The organism is Endobacterium cereale (assembly GCF_009617585.1).
In the GTDB taxonomy this organism is placed as follows: Bacteria; Pseudomonadota; Alphaproteobacteria; order Rhizobiales; family Rhizobiaceae; genus Neorhizobium; species Neorhizobium cereale.
Map to the genome: position 1 here is coordinate 96,643 of NZ_WIXI01000050.1, position 22,703 is coordinate 119,345.

The 22,703-nt window shown below is 58.5% G+C and carries 23 protein-coding genes; 17 read left to right on the forward strand and 6 right to left on the reverse strand.

The genetic code is table 11. The features are described 5' to 3' along the window. Positions 1–15 precede the first annotated feature (15 nt). Both GAO09_RS23980 and GAO09_RS23985 read left to right on the forward strand, forming a co-directional pair. Positions 16–1,803, forward strand: coding sequence for a type I secretion system permease/ATPase (locus GAO09_RS23980; RefSeq protein WP_153358514.1), 1,788 nt, complete (start codon positions 16–18; stop codon positions 1,801–1,803). Between the two features lie 43 nt (positions 1,804–1,846). Next, the gene (locus GAO09_RS23985) at positions 1,847–3,199 is read left to right on the forward strand and encodes an HlyD family type I secretion periplasmic adaptor subunit (protein ID WP_153358516.1); all 1,353 of its coding nucleotides are present in this window, start codon (positions 1,847–1,849) and stop codon (positions 3,197–3,199) included. 45 nt (positions 3,200–3,244) lie between these two features. Here GAO09_RS23985 and GAO09_RS23990 read toward each other — a convergent pair whose 3' ends face one another. After that, on the reverse strand, positions 3,245–3,679 hold the full coding sequence (locus tag GAO09_RS23990) for a hypothetical protein (protein WP_153358518.1): 435 nt from the start codon (positions 3,677–3,679) through the stop codon (positions 3,245–3,247). Positions 3,680–3,977: 298 nt separating this feature from the next. On the opposite strand from GAO09_RS23990, the gene GAO09_RS23995 reads away from it, so the two are divergent. The 5 genes from GAO09_RS23995 to modC all read left to right on the forward strand — a co-directional run bounded on the left by GAO09_RS23995 (position 3,978) and on the right by modC (position 8,534). Next, positions 3,978–4,409, forward strand: a complete 432-nt coding sequence (locus GAO09_RS23995; protein WP_153358519.1) for a hypothetical protein — start codon at positions 3,978–3,980, stop codon at positions 4,407–4,409. A 286-nt stretch (positions 4,410–4,695) separates the two neighbouring features. Continuing rightward, a complete protein-coding gene (locus GAO09_RS24000) occupies positions 4,696–5,511 on the forward strand; it encodes a helix-turn-helix transcriptional regulator (protein WP_153358521.1) in 816 nt (271 codons plus the stop codon). 384 nt (positions 5,512–5,895) lie between these two features. Next, positions 5,896–6,693, forward strand: a complete 798-nt coding sequence (modA, locus tag GAO09_RS24005; RefSeq protein WP_153358523.1) for a molybdate ABC transporter substrate-binding protein — start codon at positions 5,896–5,898, stop codon at positions 6,691–6,693. A 78-nt stretch (positions 6,694–6,771) separates the two neighbouring features. Further along, positions 6,772–7,473 carry a molybdate ABC transporter permease subunit gene (modB, locus tag GAO09_RS24010; protein WP_235938441.1) on the forward strand — a complete coding sequence of 234 codons (702 nt, stop codon included), beginning with the start codon at positions 6,772–6,774 and terminating at the stop codon, positions 7,471–7,473. Then, positions 7,470–8,534 (forward strand): molybdenum ABC transporter ATP-binding protein, encoded by a 1,065-nt coding sequence (gene modC / locus GAO09_RS24015; protein ID WP_153358527.1) that lies wholly within the window; start codon positions 7,470–7,472, stop codon positions 8,532–8,534. Before modB ends, modC begins: the two co-directional genes overlap by 4 nt. On the opposite strand, the gene GAO09_RS24020 is transcribed toward modC, so the two are convergent. Further along, on the reverse strand, positions 8,531–8,911 hold the full coding sequence (locus tag GAO09_RS24020) for a winged helix-turn-helix domain-containing protein (protein ID WP_153358529.1): 381 nt from the start codon (positions 8,909–8,911) through the stop codon (positions 8,531–8,533). The two genes, modC and GAO09_RS24020, sit on opposite strands and share 4 nt — an antisense overlap. 33 nt (positions 8,912–8,944) lie before the next feature. Next, positions 8,945–9,889: a 2-hydroxyacid dehydrogenase gene (locus GAO09_RS24025; protein ID WP_153358531.1), complete on the reverse strand. Its 945-nt coding sequence runs from the start codon at positions 9,887–9,889 to the stop codon at positions 8,945–8,947. Positions 9,890–10,003: 114 nt separating this feature from the next. Here GAO09_RS24025 and GAO09_RS24030 point away from each other — a divergent pair, with 114 nt between their 5' ends. Further along, complete coding sequence (locus GAO09_RS24030; RefSeq protein ID WP_324185461.1) at positions 10,004–10,951, forward strand: D-amino-acid transaminase; 948 nt, start codon at positions 10,004–10,006, stop codon at positions 10,949–10,951. Between the two features lie 118 nt (positions 10,952–11,069). Here GAO09_RS24030 and GAO09_RS30605 read toward each other — a convergent pair whose 3' ends face one another. Beyond that, positions 11,070–11,339 (reverse strand): DUF2735 domain-containing protein, encoded by a 270-nt coding sequence (locus GAO09_RS30605; RefSeq protein ID WP_153358533.1) that lies wholly within the window; start codon positions 11,337–11,339, stop codon positions 11,070–11,072. A gap of 365 nt (positions 11,340–11,704) precedes the next feature. On the opposite strand from GAO09_RS30605, the gene GAO09_RS24040 reads away from it, so the two are divergent. Further along, the gene (locus GAO09_RS24040; protein WP_153358535.1) at positions 11,705–12,739 is read left to right on the forward strand and encodes a glutamine synthetase beta-grasp domain-containing protein; all 1,035 of its coding nucleotides are present in this window, start codon (positions 11,705–11,707) and stop codon (positions 12,737–12,739) included. A 79-nt stretch (positions 12,740–12,818) separates the two neighbouring features. Here GAO09_RS24040 and GAO09_RS24045 read toward each other — a convergent pair whose 3' ends face one another. Further along, the gene (locus tag GAO09_RS24045) at positions 12,819–13,016 is read right to left on the reverse strand and encodes a hypothetical protein (RefSeq protein WP_153358537.1); all 198 of its coding nucleotides are present in this window, start codon (positions 13,014–13,016) and stop codon (positions 12,819–12,821) included. A 214-nt stretch (positions 13,017–13,230) separates the two neighbouring features. Here GAO09_RS24045 and GAO09_RS24050 point away from each other — a divergent pair, with 214 nt between their 5' ends. The 7 genes from GAO09_RS24050 (at position 13,231) to GAO09_RS24080 (ending at position 20,950) form a co-directional block, all read left to right on the forward strand. After that, positions 13,231–14,307: a LacI family DNA-binding transcriptional regulator gene (locus GAO09_RS24050; protein WP_153358539.1), complete on the forward strand. Its 1,077-nt coding sequence runs from the start codon at positions 13,231–13,233 to the stop codon at positions 14,305–14,307. Beyond that, a complete protein-coding gene (locus GAO09_RS24055; RefSeq protein ID WP_153358541.1) occupies positions 14,304–15,335 on the forward strand; it encodes an ABC transporter substrate-binding protein in 1,032 nt (343 codons plus the stop codon). Before GAO09_RS24050 ends, GAO09_RS24055 begins: the two co-directional genes overlap by 4 nt. Positions 15,336–15,575: 240 nt before the next feature. Further along, the gene (locus GAO09_RS24060) at positions 15,576–16,418 is read left to right on the forward strand and encodes an ABC transporter permease (protein ID WP_153358544.1); all 843 of its coding nucleotides are present in this window, start codon (positions 15,576–15,578) and stop codon (positions 16,416–16,418) included. After that, the gene (locus GAO09_RS24065) at positions 16,418–17,197 is read left to right on the forward strand and encodes an ABC transporter permease (RefSeq protein ID WP_153359346.1); all 780 of its coding nucleotides are present in this window, start codon (positions 16,418–16,420) and stop codon (positions 17,195–17,197) included. The genes GAO09_RS24060 and GAO09_RS24065 overlap by 1 nt, the downstream gene beginning before the upstream one ends. Then, a complete protein-coding gene (locus GAO09_RS24070) occupies positions 17,190–18,215 on the forward strand; it encodes an ABC transporter ATP-binding protein (RefSeq protein ID WP_153358546.1) in 1,026 nt (341 codons plus the stop codon). Before GAO09_RS24065 ends, GAO09_RS24070 begins: the two co-directional genes overlap by 8 nt. Positions 18,216–18,230: 15 nt before the next feature. Continuing rightward, the gene (locus GAO09_RS24075; RefSeq protein ID WP_153358548.1) at positions 18,231–19,166 is read left to right on the forward strand and encodes a nucleoside hydrolase; all 936 of its coding nucleotides are present in this window, start codon (positions 18,231–18,233) and stop codon (positions 19,164–19,166) included. Further along, positions 19,163–20,950 (forward strand): adenine deaminase, encoded by a 1,788-nt coding sequence (locus GAO09_RS24080; RefSeq protein WP_235938443.1) that lies wholly within the window; start codon positions 19,163–19,165, stop codon positions 20,948–20,950. Before GAO09_RS24075 ends, GAO09_RS24080 begins: the two co-directional genes overlap by 4 nt. Positions 20,951–21,068: 118 nt before the next feature. On the opposite strand, the gene GAO09_RS24085 is transcribed toward GAO09_RS24080, so the two are convergent. Then, positions 21,069–21,809, reverse strand: coding sequence for a response regulator (locus tag GAO09_RS24085; protein WP_153358550.1), 741 nt, complete (start codon positions 21,807–21,809; stop codon positions 21,069–21,071). A 136-nt stretch (positions 21,810–21,945) separates the two neighbouring features. Between GAO09_RS24085 and GAO09_RS24090 the strand changes: the two genes are divergently transcribed. Continuing rightward, positions 21,946–22,698, forward strand: a complete 753-nt coding sequence (locus GAO09_RS24090; protein ID WP_153358552.1) for a Crp/Fnr family transcriptional regulator — start codon at positions 21,946–21,948, stop codon at positions 22,696–22,698. Positions 22,699–22,703: the final 5 nt, after the last annotated feature.

The following is a 22,703-nucleotide window of genomic DNA, read 5'->3' on the forward strand; positions in this document are numbered from 1 at the left end:
GGGTGGAGAAATTGCATGTCTTCTGCTGCAAGAGGCCCGCGCAGGGCAAGAAAAAGTGAGCTGGATGACGCAAATACGCAGATAAGATCGGTTTTCATGCTGACCGGCCTTTTCAGTTGCGCCATCAACATCATGCTGTTGGCGTCGCCGCTCTACATGCTTCAGGTCTATGACCGGGTTCTGACGACCGGGCGCATGGAAACGCTTGTTCTGCTGACGATCCTGATGGCAGGCGCCTTGATCGTGTTTGGTCTTCTCGATGCATTGAGAGCCATTATCGGCGTCCGTATGGCCACCTGGCTTGGTGCCGAGCTTTCGCCGGCACTTCTTGCCGGTGGTGTGCGAGCCCGGCTTGTCGGGGACGGTGCCGGGGCGCAGCCATTGCGCGATCTGGCGCAGTACCAATCCTTCCTTGCATCGCCGATCTTTTCGGCGCTGTTCGATGCGCCGTGGACCGTCGCTTATCTGGCGATGATCTGGTTGCTGCATCCGACGCTTGGAATGTTTGCCACGGCAGGCGCACTGTTCATCATTCTTGTGGGTGTGCTCAACGAAATCATCACACGCAGCGCGACCCGCAATGCCGGCAACGCACAGATCGTTGCCATGCAAAATGCCGAGATGATGATACGCAATGCGGAAGCAGTGCGCGCAATGGGCATGATGCCGAGCCTGATGAAACGCTGGAGCCAGATCAATGACAGTTATGTGCTGAGTTCGCTGACGGCGGGCGAGCGCGGCGCGATGATCTTGGGGCTTGCCAAATTCGCGCGTTATCTGGTGCAGTCGGCCATGCTGGGGATTGGCGCCTATCTGGTCATCACCGGCAAGACCACGGGCGGTTCGATGATTGCCTCATCCATCCTTCTAGGGCGCATGCTGGCGCCGGTTGAGCAGATCATGGGCAGCTGGCGCATGATCGGGACGACACGTCTCGCCTATGGGAGGCTTAAGGCACGCCTGCAGGATGTGCCGCCGGAAGCCGAGCGCACCCGACTGCCGCGCCCCTACGGGAATGTGAGCGTCGAAAAATTGAGTTATTGCGCACCGGGATCGCGAAAACCTGTTTTGGATAATGTCAGTTTCAAGCTGATCCCGGGTGAAGCGCTGGCGGTGATCGGGCCGTCGGCAGGGGGTAAAAGCACGTTATGTCGGCTTCTGGCAGGCGTGCTTGTTCCCAGCGATGGCGTCATAAGGCTTGACGGGACCGATCTGCAGCATTGGCGCAATGAACAACTGGGTGCAGCGATCGGCTATCTGCCGCAGGATGTCGAACTGTTTGCCGGGACGGTGCGCGATAACATTGCCCGCATGCAGGATACTGAAGACAGCGACATCGTTCAGGCGGCCATGCTGGCCCATGCGCATGAACTGATCCAGCGTCTGCCCCAGGGTTACGAAACATCGATCGGCGATGCGGGTAGCCGCCTTTCCGGCGGGCAGCGACAGCGCATCGGTCTGGCGCGCGCCGTGTTCGGCAATCCGCAACTGATCATTCTTGATGAGCCGAATGCCAACCTTGATCAGGCCGGTGAAAATGCCTTGTCGGCCACGGTTCGCGATCTCAAGCAGGCAGGCGCTGCCTTGCTGATTGTCGGCCACCGGCCATCCACTCTCGCGCAGGCGGATAAATTGCTTCTGCTGAAGGATGGGCGTGTCGAACTGTATGGAACACGCGAGGAGGTCATCGGACGCCTGCGCCTTGCGCAGTCCGAGACGCCGCGCTCACTCCCCGTGCCGACGGTGGAGGAAGAGGAGATCGGTGAGCAGCAGGAAAAACTGGCGCTTACCAATGCACAATAAGGGCCTGCGGCATCGTGTGGTGCATAAGGGCGAGGGGGGGGTAATGGTTAACAAAAATATCGTTTCCGTACTGAATTCAGGCGTCGCCGATCGGGCTTTGGTGCCGACGCTCGCTGGTCAAGTGCGAGGTCCGGCAATCGCAGGTCTGTCGATCGTGATGATCTTCGTCGCCGGCTCCTTGGGATGGGCATCGACGGCACCGATTGCAGCTGGCGCAGTCGCGCCCGGCGTCATCAGCCCTGACGGAAGCCGGCGCACCGTCCAGCATCTCGAAGGTGGTATCATCGAAAAGATCATGGCCCGGGATGGCGAGCAAGTCGAAGCGGGACAGGTTTTGGTCGAATTGCAGACGACACAGGTGGCATCGACCTACGACATGCTGATGGAGCAGGCTCAGACACTGACAGCAATGCGTGCCCGCCTGACAGCCGAACAGTCGGGTTCATCTCAGGTGGATTATTCATCCGAGTTTCTGGACCGCGCCGAAGATAATGTTCAGGTGATCATTGCCAGCCAGGAGGCGCTTTTCCAGCAAAGGCGCAAGTCATTTGTAACGCAGCTGGAAATCATCGGGGATCGTGAAAGCCAGTATCATGAGCAGATCAAAGCCTTTCAGGCGCAGGTCGACAGCGCTGCTGCCCAGATAGGGTTGATTGACGAAGAACTGGTAGGAAAGAAATCCCTGTTCCGCCAGGGATTGACCACCAAGTCCGACGTGCTGCGGCTCGAACGCAGCAAGGCGGCGCTTGCCGGTGATCGCGGCCGTGCCGCTGGATCCATCCTCGAAACGCAACAGAAAATCGACGAGCTTGCGACGCAAAAGGTGTCAATAGAAGCGGATCGATCGACCGAAATTTCGACCGAACTTGAAAAGGTACGTTCGCAATATGCGGAAGTTGCCGAAAAACTGCAGGCCAGTCGCGATGTGCTCAACCGCACGGTCATTGTGGCGCCCGTTGCTGGCAAGATCGTCAATTCCCGTTTCAAGACGGATGCCGGCGTAATCCGGCCGGGGGAAGCGATACTGGACATCGTGCCGAGCGGCGAACAGTTGCTGATCGATGTGCAGGTGTCTCCCAACGATATCGATGTCGTTCATCCCGATTTGCCGGCAATCGTACATCTTTCCGCCTATTCCAACCGCGGCCTGCCACGCATCAACGGCCTGGTGAAAAGCGTTTCAGCGGACAGGATCGTGGACGAAAAAACGGGTCAGTCGCATTTTCTGGCGCGGGTGGAAGTCTTGAAAGAGGACCTCGCCAAACTTGATCAGCATGTCATCCTTCTCTCCGGCATGCCGGCGGAGGTGACGATCGTCACCGATGAGCGCACCGTGATCGAATACCTGCTGGAACCCTTCCTTACGGCCTTCCGCCGTGGAATGCGCGAAGTCTGACGGGCAAGCCCGCCCTTGCAACAGTCGGGCGGGACTTCGGGTGGCCTACAGACGCTCGCTACGTTGCAGGGCGGAACTTGGAAAGAAGTCTCCTCCCGACAGGATGAAGGTCAGCGTGCTGAGGGCCAGTTTGGGTCCCAGTTCGGTCGGAACAAAGCCCCGAACGCCCCAGGTCAATGCAGAGGCGATTTCCACCGGATCCCTCAGATCTGAAATGATCACGGTGGGCGGCGCATCGCCAGCCATTTCCCAAAGTTTGTTATCAAACTGCAGTTCGCGGATTGACCGACCGCCAACGCTGACGATGATGATTTTTGTCCTGCCATCGTCAACGGTTTGCCGATGCAAATCCCCCGCCTGAATCGTTAGTTTTTGCTCCATGGCCCAGGGACCGAGCAGATGCAGATACGCTTCCCTGCGTAAGGGCATCTCGTCGAGAACCAGGACGATACCAGCTGTCGGTTCCGGAGGAGTTTCCAATGCTTTCGACGTCCTCTTGTTGGCTGCATATTCAGGTCGTAGGGCATTTATTGTCCTGACCGCACGTTGCTTATAATAGCAGTTATTCCAAGAAATTCTGGCAATTCAATAGGATGAGTATACCGTTTAGATTGAGACGTGAGACTAAATAGCGCAAAATTCTGCGGCATACTTCTTTAGGTGTGTGTTGCTTCAATGTAATGCTTTGTTGCTACACCGTAATGCCTTCGTCCATCTGGACCGGCGCTTGTGTCAGGCGTAGGTTGAAGCCATCAACTACAGGTAAAAGGTGTTAGCGATGAATGACATTGCATCTAATGCTTTGGCGTTGCTCGGAAGTCTTCCTCCGCCCGATGTGTCGCAGTTCGGTGCCGGTCTCGCGGTACTGGCATTTTCGATCTCATTGGCGAGCCGGCATTCGCTGACTGTTGCCGGAACGGTATTGGCGGTAGTCGTCGTCGTGTTGATGTTGCGTGAGATGCAAAGTCTGGGCGCTCTGGCGATCGGCGGCTTTGCCGTTCTTTATGCTCTCGGCGGCTTTGAGAGACGTGCGCATCAGATCAGGCTGCGCAGGATCGAGCACAGCATTCAGGCGATGTCCGGTCTGGTCGATGTCTTTCTCGACGGCCTGGAAAGGCGCACGAGAGAACATGACCGCGCGCTGAGCGCTGTCGTCCTTGACGAGAAGGTCCCGGTATCGAAAGCGGGGCATGTCATCGCTGCGGAATAAATAAAGTGGGAATATTTATCTTAGTTGAGAAAATATTCACATGGCATGCCGAGAGTATTGATGAGTCATATGATGGACTATACCCCGTTCATGTGGTACAATACCCTTAATTTGGAGGGGTGGGGATCTCTTCTAGCGAAGGCACGGTACCTGTCGATGTAGGCGGGACTTTGATTTCGGCAATTATATTCATCTACAACGACCGGCTTCGAAAGAATTCGAGGCGTTCCGTTCCTGCAGACTGGCAGTTATCGCCGCAGCCTACCGGGCCGCGGAAGATTATCCATTGTTTACCTTAGAACAAAAAAGGCTTCACGGCCTGGGAGAGCTGGAAATGCATGCGATGCAAGAGGGAATAACCGGGGTCGTCGTTATCATCGACGGATTGGCAATGCGGAGGGCATGCATATTGTCAGCCCTTGAGCCATGGGCGACGCTTGAGCGGTTGCGGCTCGTTTGCTGCGCGCCGGCTGACGTGGCTGACTTGAAGGATGAAAAAGATGTTCGGCTTGTTCTACTCAATACAGGCGGGTCGTCTCTGGCGGAACCGGAGCAGCACGAAATTCTTCTTGCAGCAAAAGCCCTTTCCTCTGGACCTTGCGCCGTGATTTCCGACCGGCTGGATGCCAATGACGCCGTCGCGGCAGCGGGCCTTGGCCTGCAGGCCTTCTTGCCGGCAATGTTGCCGCTCGATGTGGTGAAGCAGGCGCTGAGTTTTATCATGAACGGGGGGACGTATTTTCCGCGTGAAGCGCTGTTGGCGACCGTGACGGTGCATGCCCGAACCGTAGATCGATGCCATCCCGCCGAGAGCGGCGGCTCTTTGACCCAGCGCCAGGCGGAAGTCCTCGAAAAACTGCGGTTCGGCCGCTCAAACAAACATATTGCCCGTGAACTGAACATGCAGGAAGCGACCGTCAAGGTCCATGTCCGCCAGATCATGAGAAAATTGGGAGCGGAAAACAGAACGCAAGCGGCTTTGTTAGCGCAATCAAAGACGACGCATGCTGACGATGTCGAACTGATGGCGTCAAATACTCCGACTGATATGCCGGGTTTCAGAAGTGCAATCGGCCCCCAAAACTTAAATGCAACGGTTTAGGATGACTTTGACCGAGGCAATAAGCCATTTCGAAGTAAGCTCTGGTCCATCGAGAGGACCAGAGAATGAAGCACAAGCGTTTCACAGACCAAAAGATCGTCCCAAAGCGTGGCGGTCCATCGCCAGTACAACACGCTAATGTATGCTTTTGGGAAGGCGAAGTTGTGTACGCCTTGACCGGACCGCAAAGCTCCCCTTCCACCGGGGGGCTTCAGACTGCGGCGCTATGCCCAAAGGCAGTTTTCTGTCCAAAAGGGCAATCTTGCGTGGCAATCGACACAAAAAAATACAACGTCATTCGTTATGTCTCTCAAAATATAAAGCTTTGCAAAAGTCGCTCTCTCGATATATTTGCCAAAATATTTCGTTGAGGAGCCAGAATTCATGAAAACCAAAGGTCGCCAAATGTTGAAGATTGCCGCTCGCTCGGTGGCTGCCGCCTGGATCGGCCTCGCTGTCTTGGCCGCACCGGCCGTTGCGCAGGAAAAGGTCACCGTCTTTGCTGCGGCCAGCATGAAAAATGCTCTGGATGCCGCCGATGCTGCGTGGTCGAAGGAAGCCGGTAAGCAGGTGACGGTTTCCTATGCGGCAAGCTCGGCACTCGCCAAGCAGATCGAGGCAGGCGCCCCGGCTGACGTGTTCATCTCAGCTGATCTTGACTGGATGGACTATGTTGCCAAGAAGTCGCTGATCAAGGCGGATACCCGTTCCAACCTGCTGGGTAACCGCATCGTGCTCGTTGCCGAAAAGGGCAAGGCCCAGAAGGTAGACATCAAGTCCGGCTTCGATCTCTCCACGCTGGTGGGTGACAGCAAGCTTGCCATGGGCGCCGTCGACAGCGTGCCGGCCGGAAAATACGGCAAGGCCGCGCTCGAAAAGCTGGGTGCCTGGTCGGCCGTCGAAAAGAAGGTTGCCGGTGCGGAAAGCGTTCGCGCCGCCCTCGCGCTCGTGTCGCGCGGCGAAGCCGCGTACGGTATCGTATACCAGACGGATGCCGCCGCCGATAAGGGCGTCGAAATCGTCGGCACCTTCCCGGAGGATTCGCATCCCGCCATCATCTATCCGATTGCTCTCCTGTCGGAATCCAAAAGCACCGACGCGGCCGCCTATCTAGATTTCCTGAAGTCGGACAAGGCTGCTCCCTTCTTTGAAGAGCAGGGCTTTACGGTTCTCAAGAAGTAAGCGCTCTATAATCGGTCATCTATGTTGGCTCCCGCCGAGAGGTGGGAGCCGTCTTTTTTTGATAGGGGTTGGATTGTTTTGGACTGGCTGACGCTCAGTGATGAGGAATGGACGGCGATCCATTTGAGCCTTCGGATCTCCGCCGTCGCCATGCTTGTCAGCCTGCCATTTGGTATTCTGATCGCGATGGCCTTGGCGCGTGGAAAATTCTGGGGCAAGTCGATATTGAACGGCGTCGTGCATCTGCCGCTGATCCTGCCGCCCGTCGTCACCGGCTTTATTCTGCTCGTCCTGTTCGGTCGTCGTGGTGTGATCGGTGCCTTTCTCGACCAGTATCTCGGCATCGTGCTCTCCTTCCGGTGGACCGGAGCGGCGCTTGCCTGCGGCGTGATGGGTTTTCCGTTGATGGTCCGTTCCATCCGCCTTTCGATAGAGTCTGTCGACACCAAGCTGGAAGAGGCAGCCGGCACGCTCGGCGCCAGCCCCGTCTGGGTATTCCTGACCGTCACGCTGCCGCTGATCCTGCCCGGTATCATAGCCGGTGCCATTCTTTCGTTTGCCAAGGCGATGGGCGAATTCGGCGCCACGATCACTTTCGTTTCCAATATTCCGGGCGAAACGCAGACCCTGTCTGCCGCCATCTACACATTCACACAGGTGCCGGGCGGCGATGCCGGTGCGCTCAGGCTCACGATCGTCGCGGTGATCATCTCCATGGCGGCGCTGCTGGCGTCGGAATTGATGGCCTATATGGTCGGCAAGCGGATGAGGATGGAATGACGCTTTCCGTCGATGCAAAGACACGGCTTGGCGAGTTTTCGCTTGATGTTTCCTTCACGTCCGAACAGGGGGTGACGGCGCTTTTTGGCCGTTCCGGTTCGGGCAAAACCTCGGTCATCCGCATGATCGCAGGCCTGTCGCAACCGGATCAGGGACGCATCGTGCTGGATGGCGATGTAGTGATGGATGCGTCGAAAGGCATCTTTATGCCGCCGCACAGGCGTCGTTTCGGCTACGTGTTTCAGGAAGCGCGGCTTTTCCCGCATCTCGATGTGCGAAAAAACCTCAACTATGGACGCTGGTTTGCCCGCAAGCCCGGGGGATCCGACCATTTTGATCAGGTGGTCGACCTGCTTGGCATCGGTGCCCTGCTGGAGAGGCGGCCCGGAAAATTGTCGGGTGGCGAACAGCAGCGCGTGGCCATCGGGCGTGCGCTTCTGTCTTCGCCGCGTCTGCTCCTGATGGACGAACCTCTGGCGGCGCTGGATGAAAGCCGCAAGAGCGAGGTTCTGCCTTATCTGGAACGGTTGCGCGACGAACTGGGGCTGCCAATCGTTTATGTCAGCCATTCCGTTTCGGAAGTGGCGCGACTGGCGGATCGTGTCGTGCTGATGAAGGACGGACGGATCGAGGCAATCGGCGGAGCCTCGGAAGTGTTGCGTGGTTCGGGCGCGGATACGCGTGAGGCGGCCAGTGTTCTTTTCGGCACCGTAGAAGCGGTGGACGAGGTTCACCGGTTGACGCGGGTAAACACGGGTGCCGGCACTTTGCTCGTGCCCGCAGAGCAGGCGCAGGTGGGCAAGACAGTGCGCGTGCTGGTGCCGGCGCGTGACGTGATGATCGCCACGACCAAACCCGAGGGGCTGAGTGCGCTCAACATATTGTCGGGCACGGTCGAGCGGATCGATGCGGATGGCGAGGGCATGATCGGCGTGCGTATCGTCTGCGGCAGCGAGACCATTCTTGCCCGCATCACGGCCTTTTCGGGCGGCATGCTGGGGCTCACGCCGGGAAAGGCGGTGTTTGCCGCCATCAAGACGGCGGCACTGGAGCGGCGTTAAATTTCTGGCTCATTGGCTGCCGGCATGCGATGCTTGTCGAGCCATGTCAGATCGGCGTCGATGGCACTGACCGCCTTTTCCTGAAGCGCCTGCATGCGGACAAGCAGTTCGTCGCCGAAAGCGGTGAGGGCTGCACCGCCTCCCTGTTTGCCGCCGCGCTGGCTTTCCACCACAGGTTTGCCGAACATGTGGTTCATTTCGTCCACCAGAAGCCAGGCGCGTCGATAGGACATATCCATGGCCCGGCCGGCAGCCGAGATGGAGCCTGTCTCGCGGATAAGACTCATCAATTGCAATTTGCCACGACCAAGCCTGACGCCACCCGGAAAATCGATGCGCAGGATGACAGTCAAATCATTTGCTTTTGTTTTCGCCATTGCGCGATCCGTTTCTCCCATGCGGCTCCCGCGTCAATAGCCGGCTTTGATGTCTACCGTCTTCGGCAGGTTTCCGGTCTGGCGCCAGTTGCGGATATTGGCTGCGACGATGCCTGCGGCGGTAAAACGGTCTGTCGGGCCTGAAATATGCGGCAATACCGTGATGGACGGATGCGCCCATAACGCAGAAGAGGCAGGCAGGGGCTCTTCGGCAAACACATCAAGCACGGCATGAGACAGTTGGCCGGCATCGAGCGCAGCAATCAGGTCGGCGTCAACGACGATGGGGCCACGGGCGAAATTGATGATGGCGGCGCCCGGCTTCATCCGGGCAAACCGGCGGCTATTCAGCATACCGCGGGTGTCTTCCGTCAATGGCATCAGGCAGACGAGGATGTCGCTGGCGGCAAGAACATGCTCAAAACCGCTTTCGCCAGACAATGTTTCGATCATTCCAAGTGTTTTGGGACTGCGGCTCCAGCCGATGACATTGAAGCCTGCCGCCTTGAGGCGATCGGCTGCTGCCTTGCCGAGTTCCCCGAGGCCGAGCAGGCCAACGGTGACGTCGCGGGGGTGGCGGTAGTCACGCGGGGCCCATTGCGCTTTTTCCTGCGCGGTTCGGTAGGCTGGCATGTCTCGTTGCAGATAAAAGGTCCAGGCCAGCACGGCTTCCGCCATCACCCGCGCCAATTCCGGATCGACAAGGCGCACGATTGGTACAACGCCCGGTCCAAGTTCGGCCACCAGCCGCTCGACACCGGCCCAGAGGCTGTGGATCCATTGAATGTTGAGGAGTTCTGCCACGTCCGCCGGATCGGGGTTGGCGACAATCGCCAGTTCAGCTTCACGGCGTTGGTTCTCGCTCATTTCATGGAAGGCAAGAATGGTTTCTTCCGGCAATGCCTCCGTCAGCGTTTCTTTCCAAACAGCCTCCGTTGCGGCGTCCATACGGGTCACAAGGGCAAGCGGCTTTGGCATGGCGGCATCTTTCCGGGAAAGTTGGAAACCTCAGGGATCGTCACAGTGCCTTTTAGCACGCAGATGGTGTGTATCCAATCATTGCGCTTTATATTTCAATGAGATGAAGATGTAGTGCAGCATCAGGCGCGATGTCGTCGATTCGACCCGATGCCTCACGCTGCTGGTTCGCCAGAAATAACCCAATCAGGAACAGCTTTTATGACCCGCACCGTTTATCTCAATGGCCAGTGGTTGCCGGAAGATCAGGCGAAAGTCTCGATCTTCGATCGAGGTTATGTCTTCGCCGATGCCATTTATGAGGTAACGGCTGTGATCGGTGGCAAGCTTCTGGACTATCCCGGCCACACTGCCCGGCTGAAACGGTCGCTGGAGGCGATCGGCATATCAATGCCGGTAAGCGAAGATGAGTTGCTGGACCTGCACCACACGATCGTCGAGAAAAACGGACTCGATCAGGGGCTGGTTTATCTGCAGATCTCGCGCGGCGCGGAAGACCGCAATTTTCTGTTTTCCGACAACCTGACGCCGACCCTGTCGATGTTCACTCAGGTTGTGCCGTTGCTCGCCAACCCCAAGGCTGAAACAGGGCTGGCGGTTATCTCCATGCCCGACGGTCGATGGGCCAACCGGCAGATCAAGACTGTTCAACTGCTTTATTCGTCGCTCGCCAAAATGGAAGCGAAAAATCGTGGTGCCGATGACGTCATTTTCGTCGAGGACGGTTTGATCACCGAGGCAAGTTCGGCCAATTTTCATATCATCACCAAGTCTGGTGTGCTGGTGACGCGACAGCTATCAAACGCATTGTTGCACGGCATAACCCGCAGCTCGGTACTGAGTCTGGCGTTAACGGCGCAGCTGAAAGTGGAGGAGCGGGCGTTTTCGGTGGAGGAGGCTCAGGATGCCGCCGAGGCTTTTATCACTTCGGCTGGAGCGTTTGTCATGCCGGTCGTCTCAATCGACGGTACATCTATCGGTGATGGCAAGCCGGGCAAGACAACGTTGCGGATACGTGAAATCTATATCGAGGATCAATTAAGCCGCGCCATGGCACGGTGAGCCCGGATTTAGCCGCATGCTCAATTCGTGATCGGCGCTCCCCTGGGGTGCCGTCCAAATTTTCAGCACATATGCTCATTATTTGACTTTTTGCATAAAAAGTCAGCGCACTGTCTACTCAGTTCGTGCGGTTTGGTTTGCCATCACCGTCATGAAGCGCTTCTTCATGATACCAGGATCCGCCAAAAGCGAGGTCGGAAAATTCGACGCTCGGACTGGTTTTAGTCATCGTCGCAGTCTGGATGCGTGATGCCTGCGTTGCGTGCCAGCCTGAGCGGCCGCCTACCGGAAATTGCAAAACCGTTGCTGTCTGTCTTTCGAAATTCGTCGCCATGATTTTCGTCCGATGTCGTGTGGTTACGTCCGCACGGCCGTAGTTGCTCATCATTTATTCCATAAGCCTGAAAATAAGTCAAGAATCGGCCGAATAAATGTGCATCTTGCCTACAATTTAATCAAGTAGATGATTTTCATTGTGAGCATGGCAAAAATGCCTGTTTCTCGCTCAACGCTTGCCGGGTGTGATTGGTTCCGAGCTCGCAGTTGGCGCAAAAATCGCCACGCCGATTTTTTCACCTCTTTAAGGGCCGCCTCAGCGAAGGATTTTGTGCGTTACGGAATCGATTTTTTCGCATCGAAATCGAATCTGGCACGGCGCATGCATCGTATTTGGCATCCATGATGGACCGGTCCCAATGTGTGGTCGGCCGTTTGGTGTTGCGCTCATTCAGACAGCATCAGTAGAGAGAACAGATGACGAAATATAAGCTCGAGTACATTTGGCTGGACGGCTACACCCCGGTTCCGAACCTTCGCGGTAAAACGCAGGTCAAGGAATTCGATGCTTTCCCGACGCTGGAGCAGCTGCCGCTCTGGGGCTTTGATGGTTCGTCCACGATGCAGGCCGAAGGTCGCTCGTCTGACTGCGTTCTCAAGCCGGTCGCTCTTTATCCGGATCCGGCGCGCACCAATGGTGCGCTGGTCATGTGCGAAGTCATGATGCCGGATGGCGTCACGCCGCATCCGTCCAACAGCCGCGCAACCATCCTCGACGACGAAGATGCATGGTTCGGCTTCGAGCAGGAATATTTCTTCTACGAAAACGGCCGTCCGCTCGGCTTCCCGGAACTGGGTTACCCGGCTCCGCAGGGTCCGTATTATTGCGGCGTTGGCGCCAGCAATGTTGGTCCGGTTGCCCGCGAAATCGTCGAGGAGCACCTGGATCTCTGCCTTGCTGCCGGCATCAACCATGAAGGCATCAATGCCGAAGTGGCCAAGGGTCAGTGGGAATTCCAGATCTTTGGCAAAGGCTCGAAGCGCGCTGCCGACCAGATCTGGATGGCCCGTTACCTCTTGCAGCGCTTGACGGAACAGTACGGTATCGACATCGAATATCACTGCAAGCCGCTCGGCGACACCGACTGGAACGGTTCGGGCATGCACTGCAACTTCTCAACTAAGTACATGCGCGAAGTTGGCGGCAAGGAGTATTTCGAAGCGCTGATGGCGCAGTTCGAAAAGAACCTCGACGCGCACATCGCTGTTTACGGCCCGGACAACGACAAGCGTCTGACCGGCAAGCACGAGACCGCTCCGTGGAACAAGTTCTCCTACGGCGTTGCCGACCGTGGCGCCTCGATCCGCGTTCCACATTCCTTCGTCAAGAACGACTACAAGGGCTACCTTGAAGACCGTCGTCCGAACAGCCAGGGTTGCCCTTACCAGATCGCTTCCCAGGTCCTGAAGACGATCTCGGAAGTGCCGCTCGCAAAGTCGGCTGCCGCCTAAGTCTCCCAAGACTTTCAAACAAAACCGCCGCCTGTGAAAACGGGCGGCGGTTTTGTCGTTTTAGGTTTCTGCTTGTCCGTCAGGCCGCACCGGCAGGATCGCCGATCGGCAAAAGGGCGGGCTCGAGCGGTGGATCATTGGGGTTCTTGGTGTCGCCGGGATCCTTAACCGGCGGAACCAGTGGTTTTTCCTGAACGCGGTCGGGAATGCCGGGTGTCGGTGTTGGGCCGCGTGGGGTTTCTGCTTCCGGTGTCGGGATCGGGTCGCGATTGGGCATGTGCTTGCCTCCTTGTCCTTGTTTTCAAAAAGACAACCAGCGCCGCGGCCAGAAGTTCCCGATCGTGTCGAGCTTCGCTCATTTACCAATCCCCACATAACTGTCGTAAAACGCGAGTGAAGCTACATTTTCGATTCGACAAGAACGCCGACATTCGTTACCGGTTAAACGATTAATCATCTGCATTACTGTCCACTCGGCGAACGTTGCTTTGATGTCACGTCAGAAACCTAGGCTTGCAAGAATCGCGGATGCCCTTGGCGTTTCCACCGCCACGGTTTCCAATGCGTTGTCCGGCAAAGGGCGGGTGTCGCCTGAACTGGTGGAACGTATTCGCGCAACGGCGGCCGAGCTTGGCTACGTGCCGAGCGTGGCCGGCCGGGCGCTTCGCACCGGGCGTAGCGGTGTTCTGGGTCTGGTTCTCGCCGATATCAGCAATCCCCTGTTTCCAAAACTGGCGCAAGCCATTGAAAATTCTGCCTCCAAGGCCGGATACGGCATACTGATCGCGGATTCCCATGGCGATGTGACGGCGCAAACGCAGGCTATCGAACGGCTGATCGAACGTGGTGTCGATGGCATGATCGTGGTGCCGCGCCGCGGTACATGGGTCACTGGTGCAAGCTGTCCGGTGGCGGTCATCGACAGTCCTTCGACGCCCGGCAATACGGTTGCTGCCGATCACTGGACGGGTGGGCAGGGGCTTGGCCGACATCTGGCGTCGCTTGGTCACAAACATGTGCTTCTGCTTGGCAACAGCACGACATCGAATGTGCAGGGCGACCGGCTTGGCGGCGTGAAGGCGGGTCTCGGTAATGCCAATGTAGAGACGATCTGGATCGAAAAGCTGGAAGCAAAGGCCGGGCCGGGATGTTCGCTGGGGCTTGAGGAGGCGGTCGCGCGTGGCGTGACGGCAGTCGCTGCCATTTCCGATCTGGTTGCCTTGCGCGCCCTTACCGAATTGCAGCGCGCCGGCATTGCGGTGCCGGAAGATGTCAGCGTGACCGGTTTTGACGACTTGATCTGGTCTTCGGTGGTCACGCCTGGGCTGACAACCATGCGCATGGATGTCGCGACGATTGCCGATATTGCCATCGCCGCCGTGCTCGATGCGATCAACCAGCCGCAATCGACAGGGGCGCGTGGTTCGGATGGTGACACCGTGACCGCAAGTCAGCCGAAAGTGCCGATGGAACTGGTGGTTCGTCAGTCCACAGGGCCGGTGAAAATTTCCGCATCCCTTACCGATAACAAAGAAGCAAACCTCACAGTAGGAGAACTGATCCAATGAACAAGGTCATGCTCGCATCGGGCGTCGCCCTGATGCTCTCCATGGGCGCTGCCCAAACCGCATTCGCGCAGGAAAAGACCCTGACGATCTCCGTCTATGCGCTGGCGCAGGACGAATACAAGAAGATCCTTTATACGCCGTTCGAAGAGAAATGCGGCTGCAAGCTGGTGGTCGAGACCGGCAACAGCGTCGAGCGTATCGCCAAGATGGATGCCAATAAGGCAAACCCGGTAGTCGACATGGCTGTTGTTTCGATGGCGGACGCGCTGTCGGCTGCCCGCGCCGGGCTTATCGATAAGATCGATACGTCGAAAATCGCCAGCTTCAACCAGCTTTACGACATTGCCAAGGACCCGAATGGCGACGGCATGAGCGTCGGTTATACATTCTACGCCACCTCGATCGCCTATCGTTCGGACAAGATGAAGATCGAGTCCTGGGCCGATCTGCTTAAGCCGGAATATGCCGCCCATATCGCATGGCCGAATGTCACCACCAACCAGGGGCCGCCGTCGCTCTACATGCTCGGTCAGGCGCTGGGCAAGGATACACCGGATCTCGCCGCTCCGATCGAAGCCATTGGCGCTGCCAAGGACGATATCGTCACCTTCTATGAAAAGTCGTCGCAGCTGGTTCAGTTGATGCAGCAGGAAGAAATCTGGGCAGCACCGATCGGCCGCTTCACCTGGGCACCCTTCACCAAGCTCGACATGCCGATTGCATGGGCGACGCCGAAGGAAGGCCAGACCGGCGGCATGAATGTCATGATCGTCACCAAGAACTCCAAGAACCGCGATCTGGCGCTTGAGTTCATGGATTTCTGGCTGTCCGCTGACACCCAGGCAAAGCTTGCCGAAGCCCGCATCGACAGCCCGGCCAACAGCGAGGCCAACGTTTCCGAGGCCGCTGCCAACAACCTCACCTATGGTGAGGAAACTGCCAAGAGCCTGAAGCTCATTCCTTCGGCCGTGTCGATCGACAACCGCGCCGGTTGGCTGAAAAGCTGGAACGAGAAGGTCGGCCAGTAAAAAAGGGGGCTGTCTGCGCGATTGCGGAGATTGCCCCTCACCCACAGCGCAGCTTGCGGCGATTGCCCTTTCCCAACAGGCGGGGAGAGGGACTTGCTCGCTCGCTGTTCAGTCACTTGAGGCAAGGCAAGTGCCAAATCTCCATTCTTCCCGCCTGCGGGGAGAAGATGCGGCTAAGCGGATAAGGGGCGACCCCATCCACCGAGCCAGACTTGAGACGATACCGAAGAAAGACAAAAGATGTTCCAAAACAGGGCCGAGGCCCTCGCACTGGCATTGCCGGCCGCGCTGTTTGCAGCAGCGGTCTTCATTGCGCCGGTGGTGATCCTCCTCTCCGATGGTTTCAGGGCGCCCGGCGGCGGCTGGACGGTTTCCGCCTATACGGAATTTTTCTCCAGCTCGCTCAATCAGGCAGTGTTTTTGCGCACGCTGAAACTCGGCGCATTGGTCACCATCGTGGCGGCGATCATCGGTTATGCGGCGGCCTTTGCCATCGTCAGCCTTGAACCGGGCAAAAAGGGCAAGGTCACCGGCCTCATCGTGCTGCCGCTGATGATTTCGCCGGTGGCGCGTACCTATGCCTGGATCGTCATTCTCGGTCGCACCGGCATCGTCAATCAGGCGTTTCAGGCGCTCGGCATCAGCGAGGCGCCGCTGCGCATCCTGTTTTCGGAAACCGCCATTTTCATTGGTCTTCTGCAACTGTTCCTGCCGCTGATGATCATTTCGCTGATCTCGGCGCTCGAAAACATGCCGAAGGATGCCATTCCGGCCGCCCGCGTGCTCGGAGCCAACTGGTTCCAGGTGTTCTGGAAGGTCATTCTGCCGCTGACCAAGGAAGGTGTCGTCATCGGCGGCACGCTGGTCTTCACCGGTTGCCTGACCGCCTACATCACGCCGGCCATTCTCGGCGGCTCCAAGGTGCTGATGCTGGAAACCCTGCTTTACCAGCAGGTGACGGTCTCCAACAATTTTGTCGCGGCCAGCGTCATCGCGCTGATCCTCATCGTCATGAGCTTTGCCGCCAACATTCTGCTGAAACGTGTCGCTACCGCGCGCAACAAAACGAGGATCGCGCGATGATGGCCCGTAACCTGTTCATCCCGATCACGCTCGGTCTGGTCATCACCTTCCTGATCGGCCCGTTCCTGATCATCGTCGCCGCATCGTTTTCAGCAGGCGAAACGCTGGCCTTTCCGCCGCAGGGTTTTTCGTTGCGCTGGATAGCCAAGGTTTTCACCGTCGAAAGTTTCCGCGACAGTTTTTACATGTCGATGTTTCTGGCCATCGGCGGCACGCTGGTGGCGCTGATCCTCGGCATTCCGGCCTCCTACGCGCTGTCGCGCTACAAGCTGCCGGGCGCGGAAACCATCCGCACCATCGTGTCCGCGCCGATCATCGTGCCCGGCATCATCGTCGGCCTGTCGCTACTTCGTTACATCGTCGTGCCGTTTCAGGTGGGCATCACGCTGGCGCTGTTTCTGGCGCATACGGCGCTGATCCTGCCCTATGCGGTGCGCGTCGTCTCGGCCAGCCTCGGAAACCTGCGCTCGGATATCGAGGAAGCGGCGGTTCTGCTGGGTTCGTCGCGGCTCGGCGCCTTCTTCCGCGTCGTGCTTCCGAACATTCGAGGCGGCATCATGTCGGCCTTCATTCTCGGCTTCGTCACCTCGTTCAATCAGGTGCCGGTCTCGCTGTTTCTCTCGGGGCCCGGTGTGCGCACGCTGCCGGTCGACATGATCGCCTATATGGAAATCGTCTTCGACCCCTCCGTCGCAGCCCTCTCCGCGCTGCTCGCCTTCATGTCCATCGGTATCGTCTTTATCGCCGAACGTTTTCTGGGGTTCTCCCGTTATGTCTGATGCAAATTTCCTCACTCTCGAAAACCTGACGCTTGCCTATGGCGACACCGTTGCCGTCAAGGACTTGAACCTCACCATTGGCAAGGGCGAACTCGTCGCTTTCCTCGGCCCATCCGGTTGCGGCAAGACCACGACCATGCGCGCCATCGCCGGCCTGCTGTCGCCGGCTTCCGGCCATGTGAAGCTGGATGGGGCGGACATCACTCGCGTGTCGGCCAACAAGCGCAATGTCGGCTTGATGTTCCAGTCCTACGCGCTGTTCCCGCATCTTTCGGTGTATGAAAACGTCGCTTTCGGTCTGCGCCTGAAAAAGACGCCGGCTGCTGAACTCGACAAACGCGTCAAGGCAGGCATTACCTCCGTCGGCCTGACGGATTATGCTGATCGCAAGCCGGGAGAACTTTCCGGCGGCCAGCAGCAGCGCGTGGCGCTTGCGCGGTCGATGGTGATGGAACCAAAGGTTCTCTTGCTGGACGAGCCGCTGTCCAACCTCGACGCCCGCCTGCGGCTCGACATGCGTTCCGAACTGCAGCGCGTGCAGAAGGAAACCGGCGTGACGATGATTTTTGTCACGCACGATCAGGGCGAAGCACTTTCTTTGGCTGATCGCATTGTTGTGATGAAGCGTGGTGCTATAGAACAGATAGGATCACCGGAAGATATCTATAACCGCCCCACTTCCGCCTTCGTTGCAGACTTCGTTGGCTTCGAGAATATCTTTGAACTTTCAGACGGACGACTGAAGACCCCAAAAGGTCCGGTCGAACTTTCCGGACCGGTCCCGATAGCGGCGGGACTGGCCTGGCGGCCGCGCATGGTAACCCTGGGCTCAGGTCCTTTCCAGGGAACGGTGCGCGGCGCATCCTTTGCCGGCAACAGCCGCGAATACCTGCTCGATACGCCACTTGGGCCCATCAAGGCCGAAGTCGATGCTGCCCTGCCGTCGCATGAACTCGGTGCCGAACTGGCTTTCGACCTGCCAGTTGGTGCCGCTGCACAGTTGCGGACATTCGGGTAAGGGCGGGTCAAGCGCATGGGTGTGTGGATCGATACTGATATGGGTTTTGACGACATCGCCGCCATTATGGTGGTCGATGCCGAAGCCCGGTCGCGGCCTGAACTGGCGATCGACGGTGTGTCGCTGGTTGTCGGCAATGCGCCGCTGGATCAGGTGAAGAGAAACGCTGCCGGTGCGGTCGAGGCTTTCAGCTGGCAGTTTCCGATCTATTCCGGACGTGCTCTGCCGGTGCTTGGTAAGCTGGAAACAGCCACCTCCATTCTCAGCGACCATGGCATGCCGACGGCGGGCTTGCGTCTGCCGGAGGTGCGGGTCCCTGCCATGGGGGATGCTTTCGAAGCATTGTGCCGCTGGCTGGAAGGTGGCGGACCGAAACGCATTCTGGCGCTTGGTCCGCTCACCAACATTGCCGCCATCGCATTGGCGCGACCGGATCTTGCCGCTCGTATCACCGATCTGGTCTGGATGGGCGGCGCGGTGACAGCCGGCAATCACACGGCCTCTGCCGAATTCAACGCCTTTGCCGATCCCGAGGCCATCGCCATCGTCCTTTCGCACGGCATTCCGTTCAGGATGGTCGATCTCGATCTCTGCCGTCAGGTTCTGGCGGCACCGTCGGATGTTGAACCGGTGCGCTCCGCCGGGGGACGCAACGCGGCTCTGGTTGCCGATCTTCTCGACGGCTTCATCGCCATCGCCACGAGCCGCGGCCGACCGGCCATGGCGCTTTATGATGCCGTCGCCGCCGTCGCATTCATCGACGAAGGCCTTGTCGAATGGCGGCCCGCACGCATCGACGTCGAACTTGCCGGCACCGTCACGCGCGGTCGGACCGTGGTGGAGACGCGATCCGGCAAGGCCGAATTCAACGCCGCCTATGCGGCGACTATAGCGGTCGATCCTGCGCGGTTGATCATTCTGGAAACATTGCATGGGGAGGGAAGCCGTTGAACGAGATCATTGTTAACGTCCATAAATTCATCGATCCCGATTTGCGAAGCCGCGCCATAGCCGCGGCCCGCGGTGATGCGCCTTTCGATGTCCTGATCACCGGCGGCACCCTGGTGGATGTGATGACCGAAGAGCGCCGCCTGGCTGATATCGGCCTGATCGGCCCGATTATCGCCAGCGTGCATGCGCCGGGCAGCCGCTCCGATGCCGACGAGATCATCGACGCCACCGGCGCTTTCATCACACCGGGCCTGATCGACATGCATATGCATATCGAAAGCTCGATGGTGACGCCGTCCACCTACGCGGCATCCGTCATGCCGCGTGGTGTCACCACTATTGTCTGGGACCCGCATGAATTCGGAAATGTCCATGGCGTCGATGGCGTCCGTTGGGCCTGCGAGGCGATCAAGGAACTGCCGTTGCGTTCGGTCGTGCTGGCGCCGTCCTGCGTGCCCTCGGCTCCGGGCTATGAAACAGCCGGGGCGGATTTCGATGCGTCCGTGATCGAAGAGTTGATGCTCTGGCCGAAAATCGGTGGCCTTGCCGAAGTCATGAACATGCGCGACGTGGTGAGCCGCGAGTCGCGCATGGCCGCCATTATGCAGGTGGCGCTGGCGTCCGAAAAATTGGTCTGCGGCCATGCCCGTGGTCTGACCGGTGGCGATCTCGCCGCTTTCATGGTGGCTGGTGTCACCTCCGACCACGAACTGACCTCTGCGGCCGACCTGATGGAAAAGCTGCGCGCCGGCCTGACGATCGAATTGCGCGGTTCGCACGATCATCTTTTGCCGGAATTCGTCGAGGCGCTCAACACGCTGGGCCATCTACCGTCGTCGCTGACGCTATGCACCGATGACGTCTTCCCGGACGATCTCCTGAAGGGCGGTGGCCTTGATGATGTCGTGCGCCGCCTGGTGCGTTACGGCATGAAGCCGGAATGGGCGCTGAAGGCTGCCACCCTCAATGCCTCCAACCGCCTCGACCGCGCCGATCTCGGCCTGATCGCTGCCGGTCGCCGCGCCGATATTGTCATCTTCGAGGATCTTGCCGATTTTCGCGCCCGCCATGTTTTTGCAAGCGGCACGGAAGTGGCGCGGTCGGGCAAGATGACCGTGGCTACGCCGCTGATCGATACCGGGCCGCTGACGGATTCCGTCAAGCTCTCGTCTCTGTCGGAAAATGATTTCCGCGTCGCCTCCAACGGTTCGCGGGTCAAGCTAGCGGTGATCGACCGTCCTCGTTTCACGCAATGGGCAGAGGCCGAGGCCGATGTGGTGGGAGGTTATGTCGTGCCGCCTGAAGGCACGGCGATGATCGCCGTGACACATCGGCACGGTGTCGCGGAAACCTCGACCAAGGTTGGTTTCCTCGGCAGTTGGGGTAAGTGGCGCGGTGCGTTTGCCACCACGGTTGCGCATGACAGCCATAACCTCACCGTGTTCGGTGGCAATGCAGCCGATATGGCGGTAGCGGCCAATGCCGTCATCGATGCCGGCGGTGGTTTGGCTGTTGCAGCGGAAGGCAAGGTGATTGCCATCTTGCCGTTGCCGCTGTCGGGACTGGTTTCCGATGCACCGCTGTCCGATATCGCGGAAGGTTTTGCGGCCGTTCGCTCCGCCATGGACACGATTGTCGAATGGCAGCCGCCCTATCTCATCTTCAAGGCATGCTTCGGCGCAACGCTCGCCTGTAATGCCGGGCCTCACCAGACTGACCGCGGCGTCGCAGACGTCATCACCGGCAAGCTTCTGGAAACGCCCGTCATCGAGACGTTGCGCTGATGCTATCGTCGGGGACGGGGTCTACAGCGTCGTGCGCCATATATGGCGCACGACGCTGTAGCTCCTTTGACTTGTGCATCGTACTTTCCGAAACCGTGCCGGTTTTCGGGTCGATGCACTAGGACCTCGTCTCCGGCGACATCGCACCGGCAAACATGTAACCGACGCCGCGCACGGAACGGATCAGGTGCGGCTTGGCCGGATCGACCTCTATCTTCTTGCGCAGACGCGCCACCTGGGCGTCGATCGACCGGTCGAACACATCGAGATCGCGGCCGCGCGTCTGGTTCATCAGCACTTCACGGGTGAGGACGCGGCCGGCATTGCGGGCAAGCACTGTCAGCATGTCGAATTCGCCGGTGGTCAGTTCGATTTCCTCCCCGGTCGGGTTGAGCAGACGGCGACGTGACTGTTCGAGCTTCCAGCCATTGAACTCGATCGCATCGGATGTTTCCGCAACATGCGTTTCCACCGGCCGCCGGCGGCGCAGAATGCTGCGAACGCGGGCAAGCACTTCGCGCAGGTGAAACGGTTTGGCCATATAATCGTCGGCGCCGACTTCCAGCCCGACGATACGATCGAGCACGTCGTCGCGACCGGTCAGCATGATGATCGGAATGTCGGACGTGGTGCGAATTTCGCGCGCAAGCGTCAGCCCGTCCTCGCTCTGCGGCAGAACGAGATCGAGCAGGATCAGGTCGATCGTGTGCTCGGCCATCAGCTTGCGCATGCCGGTGCCGTCTGCGGCGCCGTGCACGACAAACCCTTCATCCTCGAAGTAACGTGCGACCATCTGGCGAATTCTCGCCTCGTCATCCACGATCAGAATATGGTCCGCACGCTTCTCGATCTTCGCCATTCGCAGCCCGACTCAAAGTCTCTGTTACACACCGTCACACGATTTAACGCACGGTAACATGCACGGCATCAACGTGTCACCGCGACGCAGCAAAACAGGACCTGTCAAATGCTTATCGGGTTCAGGGGATTTCGCGATGCTGTCGGTTGCATATAGTGCTGAAGCAAAACACGTAACGGCGGCAAGGCTTGCTCCGCAGCCGGAGCGGCTGGAAGAAGTTTTTTGTGCGGTGCCGCGCGAATCTTTTGAAGCCGGCGAGGGCGTCTTCTGGGAAGGCGATCAGGCAGACCACGTCTTCAAGGTTTCGGAAGGTGTTCTGCGTGTGTTCAAGATCATCGCAGATGGCCGCCGCGTCATCACCGGTTTTCTTTATGCCGGTGATCTTGTCGGCCTGTCGCTCAAGGATCGGTATCTCTACAGCGCCGAAGCCGTCACGCCGGTTCGCCTGCGTCGCCTGGCCCGCAAGCCTTTTGCCGAAGCGCTCGAAAAATGGCCGGACCTGCGCCCGCAGTTCTTTGCCCGCGTCTGTGACGAAATGGCAACCGCTCAGGACCAAATGGTGCTTTTGTCGCGCAAGAGCGCCGAGGAACGTGTCGCCACCTTCCTGATGCTGCTCGCCCGCCGCTTGCATGGTTGCCACCCGATCGGTCGCCGCATTCACCTGCCGATGAGCCGTCTCGACATGGCCGACTATCTCGGCCTCACCATCGAAACGGTGTCGCGCACCATCACCAAGCTGGTTGCGCGCGGCGTCATCAGCCCTGAAGGTCGCCATGATTTTGCGATCTGCAAACCGGGAAAACTGCTTGCGCTCTGCGGTGATGGCGATAGTTACGAAGATACGATCGACCGCGAGCCAAAGATGCGTCAGGCGATCTGGCCACACTAACGGCC

What these genes read in the sequence shown, in the direction of transcription:
- GAO09_RS23980 (WP_153358514.1), top strand. Translation starts at nt 16, where the DNA reads ATGTCTTCTGCTGCAAGAGGCCCGCGCAGGGCAAGAAAAAGTGAGCTG.
- GAO09_RS23985 (WP_153358516.1), top strand. Translation starts at nt 1,847, where the DNA reads ATGGTTAACAAAAATATCGTTTCCGTACTGAATTCAGGCGTCGCCGAT.
- GAO09_RS23995 (WP_153358519.1), top strand. Translation starts at nt 3,978, where the DNA reads ATGAATGACATTGCATCTAATGCTTTGGCGTTGCTCGGAAGTCTTCCT.
- modA (WP_153358523.1), top strand. Translation starts at nt 5,896, where the DNA reads ATGAAAACCAAAGGTCGCCAAATGTTGAAGATTGCCGCTCGCTCGGTG.
- modC (WP_153358527.1), top strand. Translation starts at nt 7,470, where the DNA reads ATGACGCTTTCCGTCGATGCAAAGACACGGCTTGGCGAGTTTTCGCTT.
- GAO09_RS24020 (WP_153358529.1), bottom strand. Translation starts at nt 8,911, where the DNA reads ATGGCGAAAACAAAAGCAAATGATTTGACTGTCATCCTGCGCATCGAT.
- GAO09_RS24025 (WP_153358531.1), bottom strand. Translation starts at nt 9,889, where the DNA reads ATGCCAAAGCCGCTTGCCCTTGTGACCCGTATGGACGCCGCAACGGAG.
- GAO09_RS30605 (WP_153358533.1), bottom strand. Translation starts at nt 11,339, where the DNA reads ATGATGAGCAACTACGGCCGTGCGGACGTAACCACACGACATCGGACG.
- GAO09_RS24040 (WP_153358535.1), top strand. Translation starts at nt 11,705, where the DNA reads ATGACGAAATATAAGCTCGAGTACATTTGGCTGGACGGCTACACCCCG.
- GAO09_RS24045 (WP_153358537.1), bottom strand. Translation starts at nt 13,016, where the DNA reads ATGCCCAATCGCGACCCGATCCCGACACCGGAAGCAGAAACCCCACGC.
- GAO09_RS24050 (WP_153358539.1), top strand. Translation starts at nt 13,231, where the DNA reads ATGTCACGTCAGAAACCTAGGCTTGCAAGAATCGCGGATGCCCTTGGC.
- GAO09_RS24055 (WP_153358541.1), top strand. Translation starts at nt 14,304, where the DNA reads ATGAACAAGGTCATGCTCGCATCGGGCGTCGCCCTGATGCTCTCCATG.
- GAO09_RS24060 (WP_153358544.1), top strand. Translation starts at nt 15,576, where the DNA reads ATGTTCCAAAACAGGGCCGAGGCCCTCGCACTGGCATTGCCGGCCGCG.
- GAO09_RS24065 (WP_153359346.1), top strand. Translation starts at nt 16,418, where the DNA reads ATGGCCCGTAACCTGTTCATCCCGATCACGCTCGGTCTGGTCATCACC.
- GAO09_RS24070 (WP_153358546.1), top strand. Translation starts at nt 17,190, where the DNA reads ATGTCTGATGCAAATTTCCTCACTCTCGAAAACCTGACGCTTGCCTAT.
- GAO09_RS24075 (WP_153358548.1), top strand. Translation starts at nt 18,231, where the DNA reads ATGGGTGTGTGGATCGATACTGATATGGGTTTTGACGACATCGCCGCC.
- GAO09_RS24085 (WP_153358550.1), bottom strand. Translation starts at nt 21,809, where the DNA reads ATGGCGAAGATCGAGAAGCGTGCGGACCATATTCTGATCGTGGATGAC.
- GAO09_RS24090 (WP_153358552.1), top strand. Translation starts at nt 21,946, where the DNA reads ATGCTGTCGGTTGCATATAGTGCTGAAGCAAAACACGTAACGGCGGCA.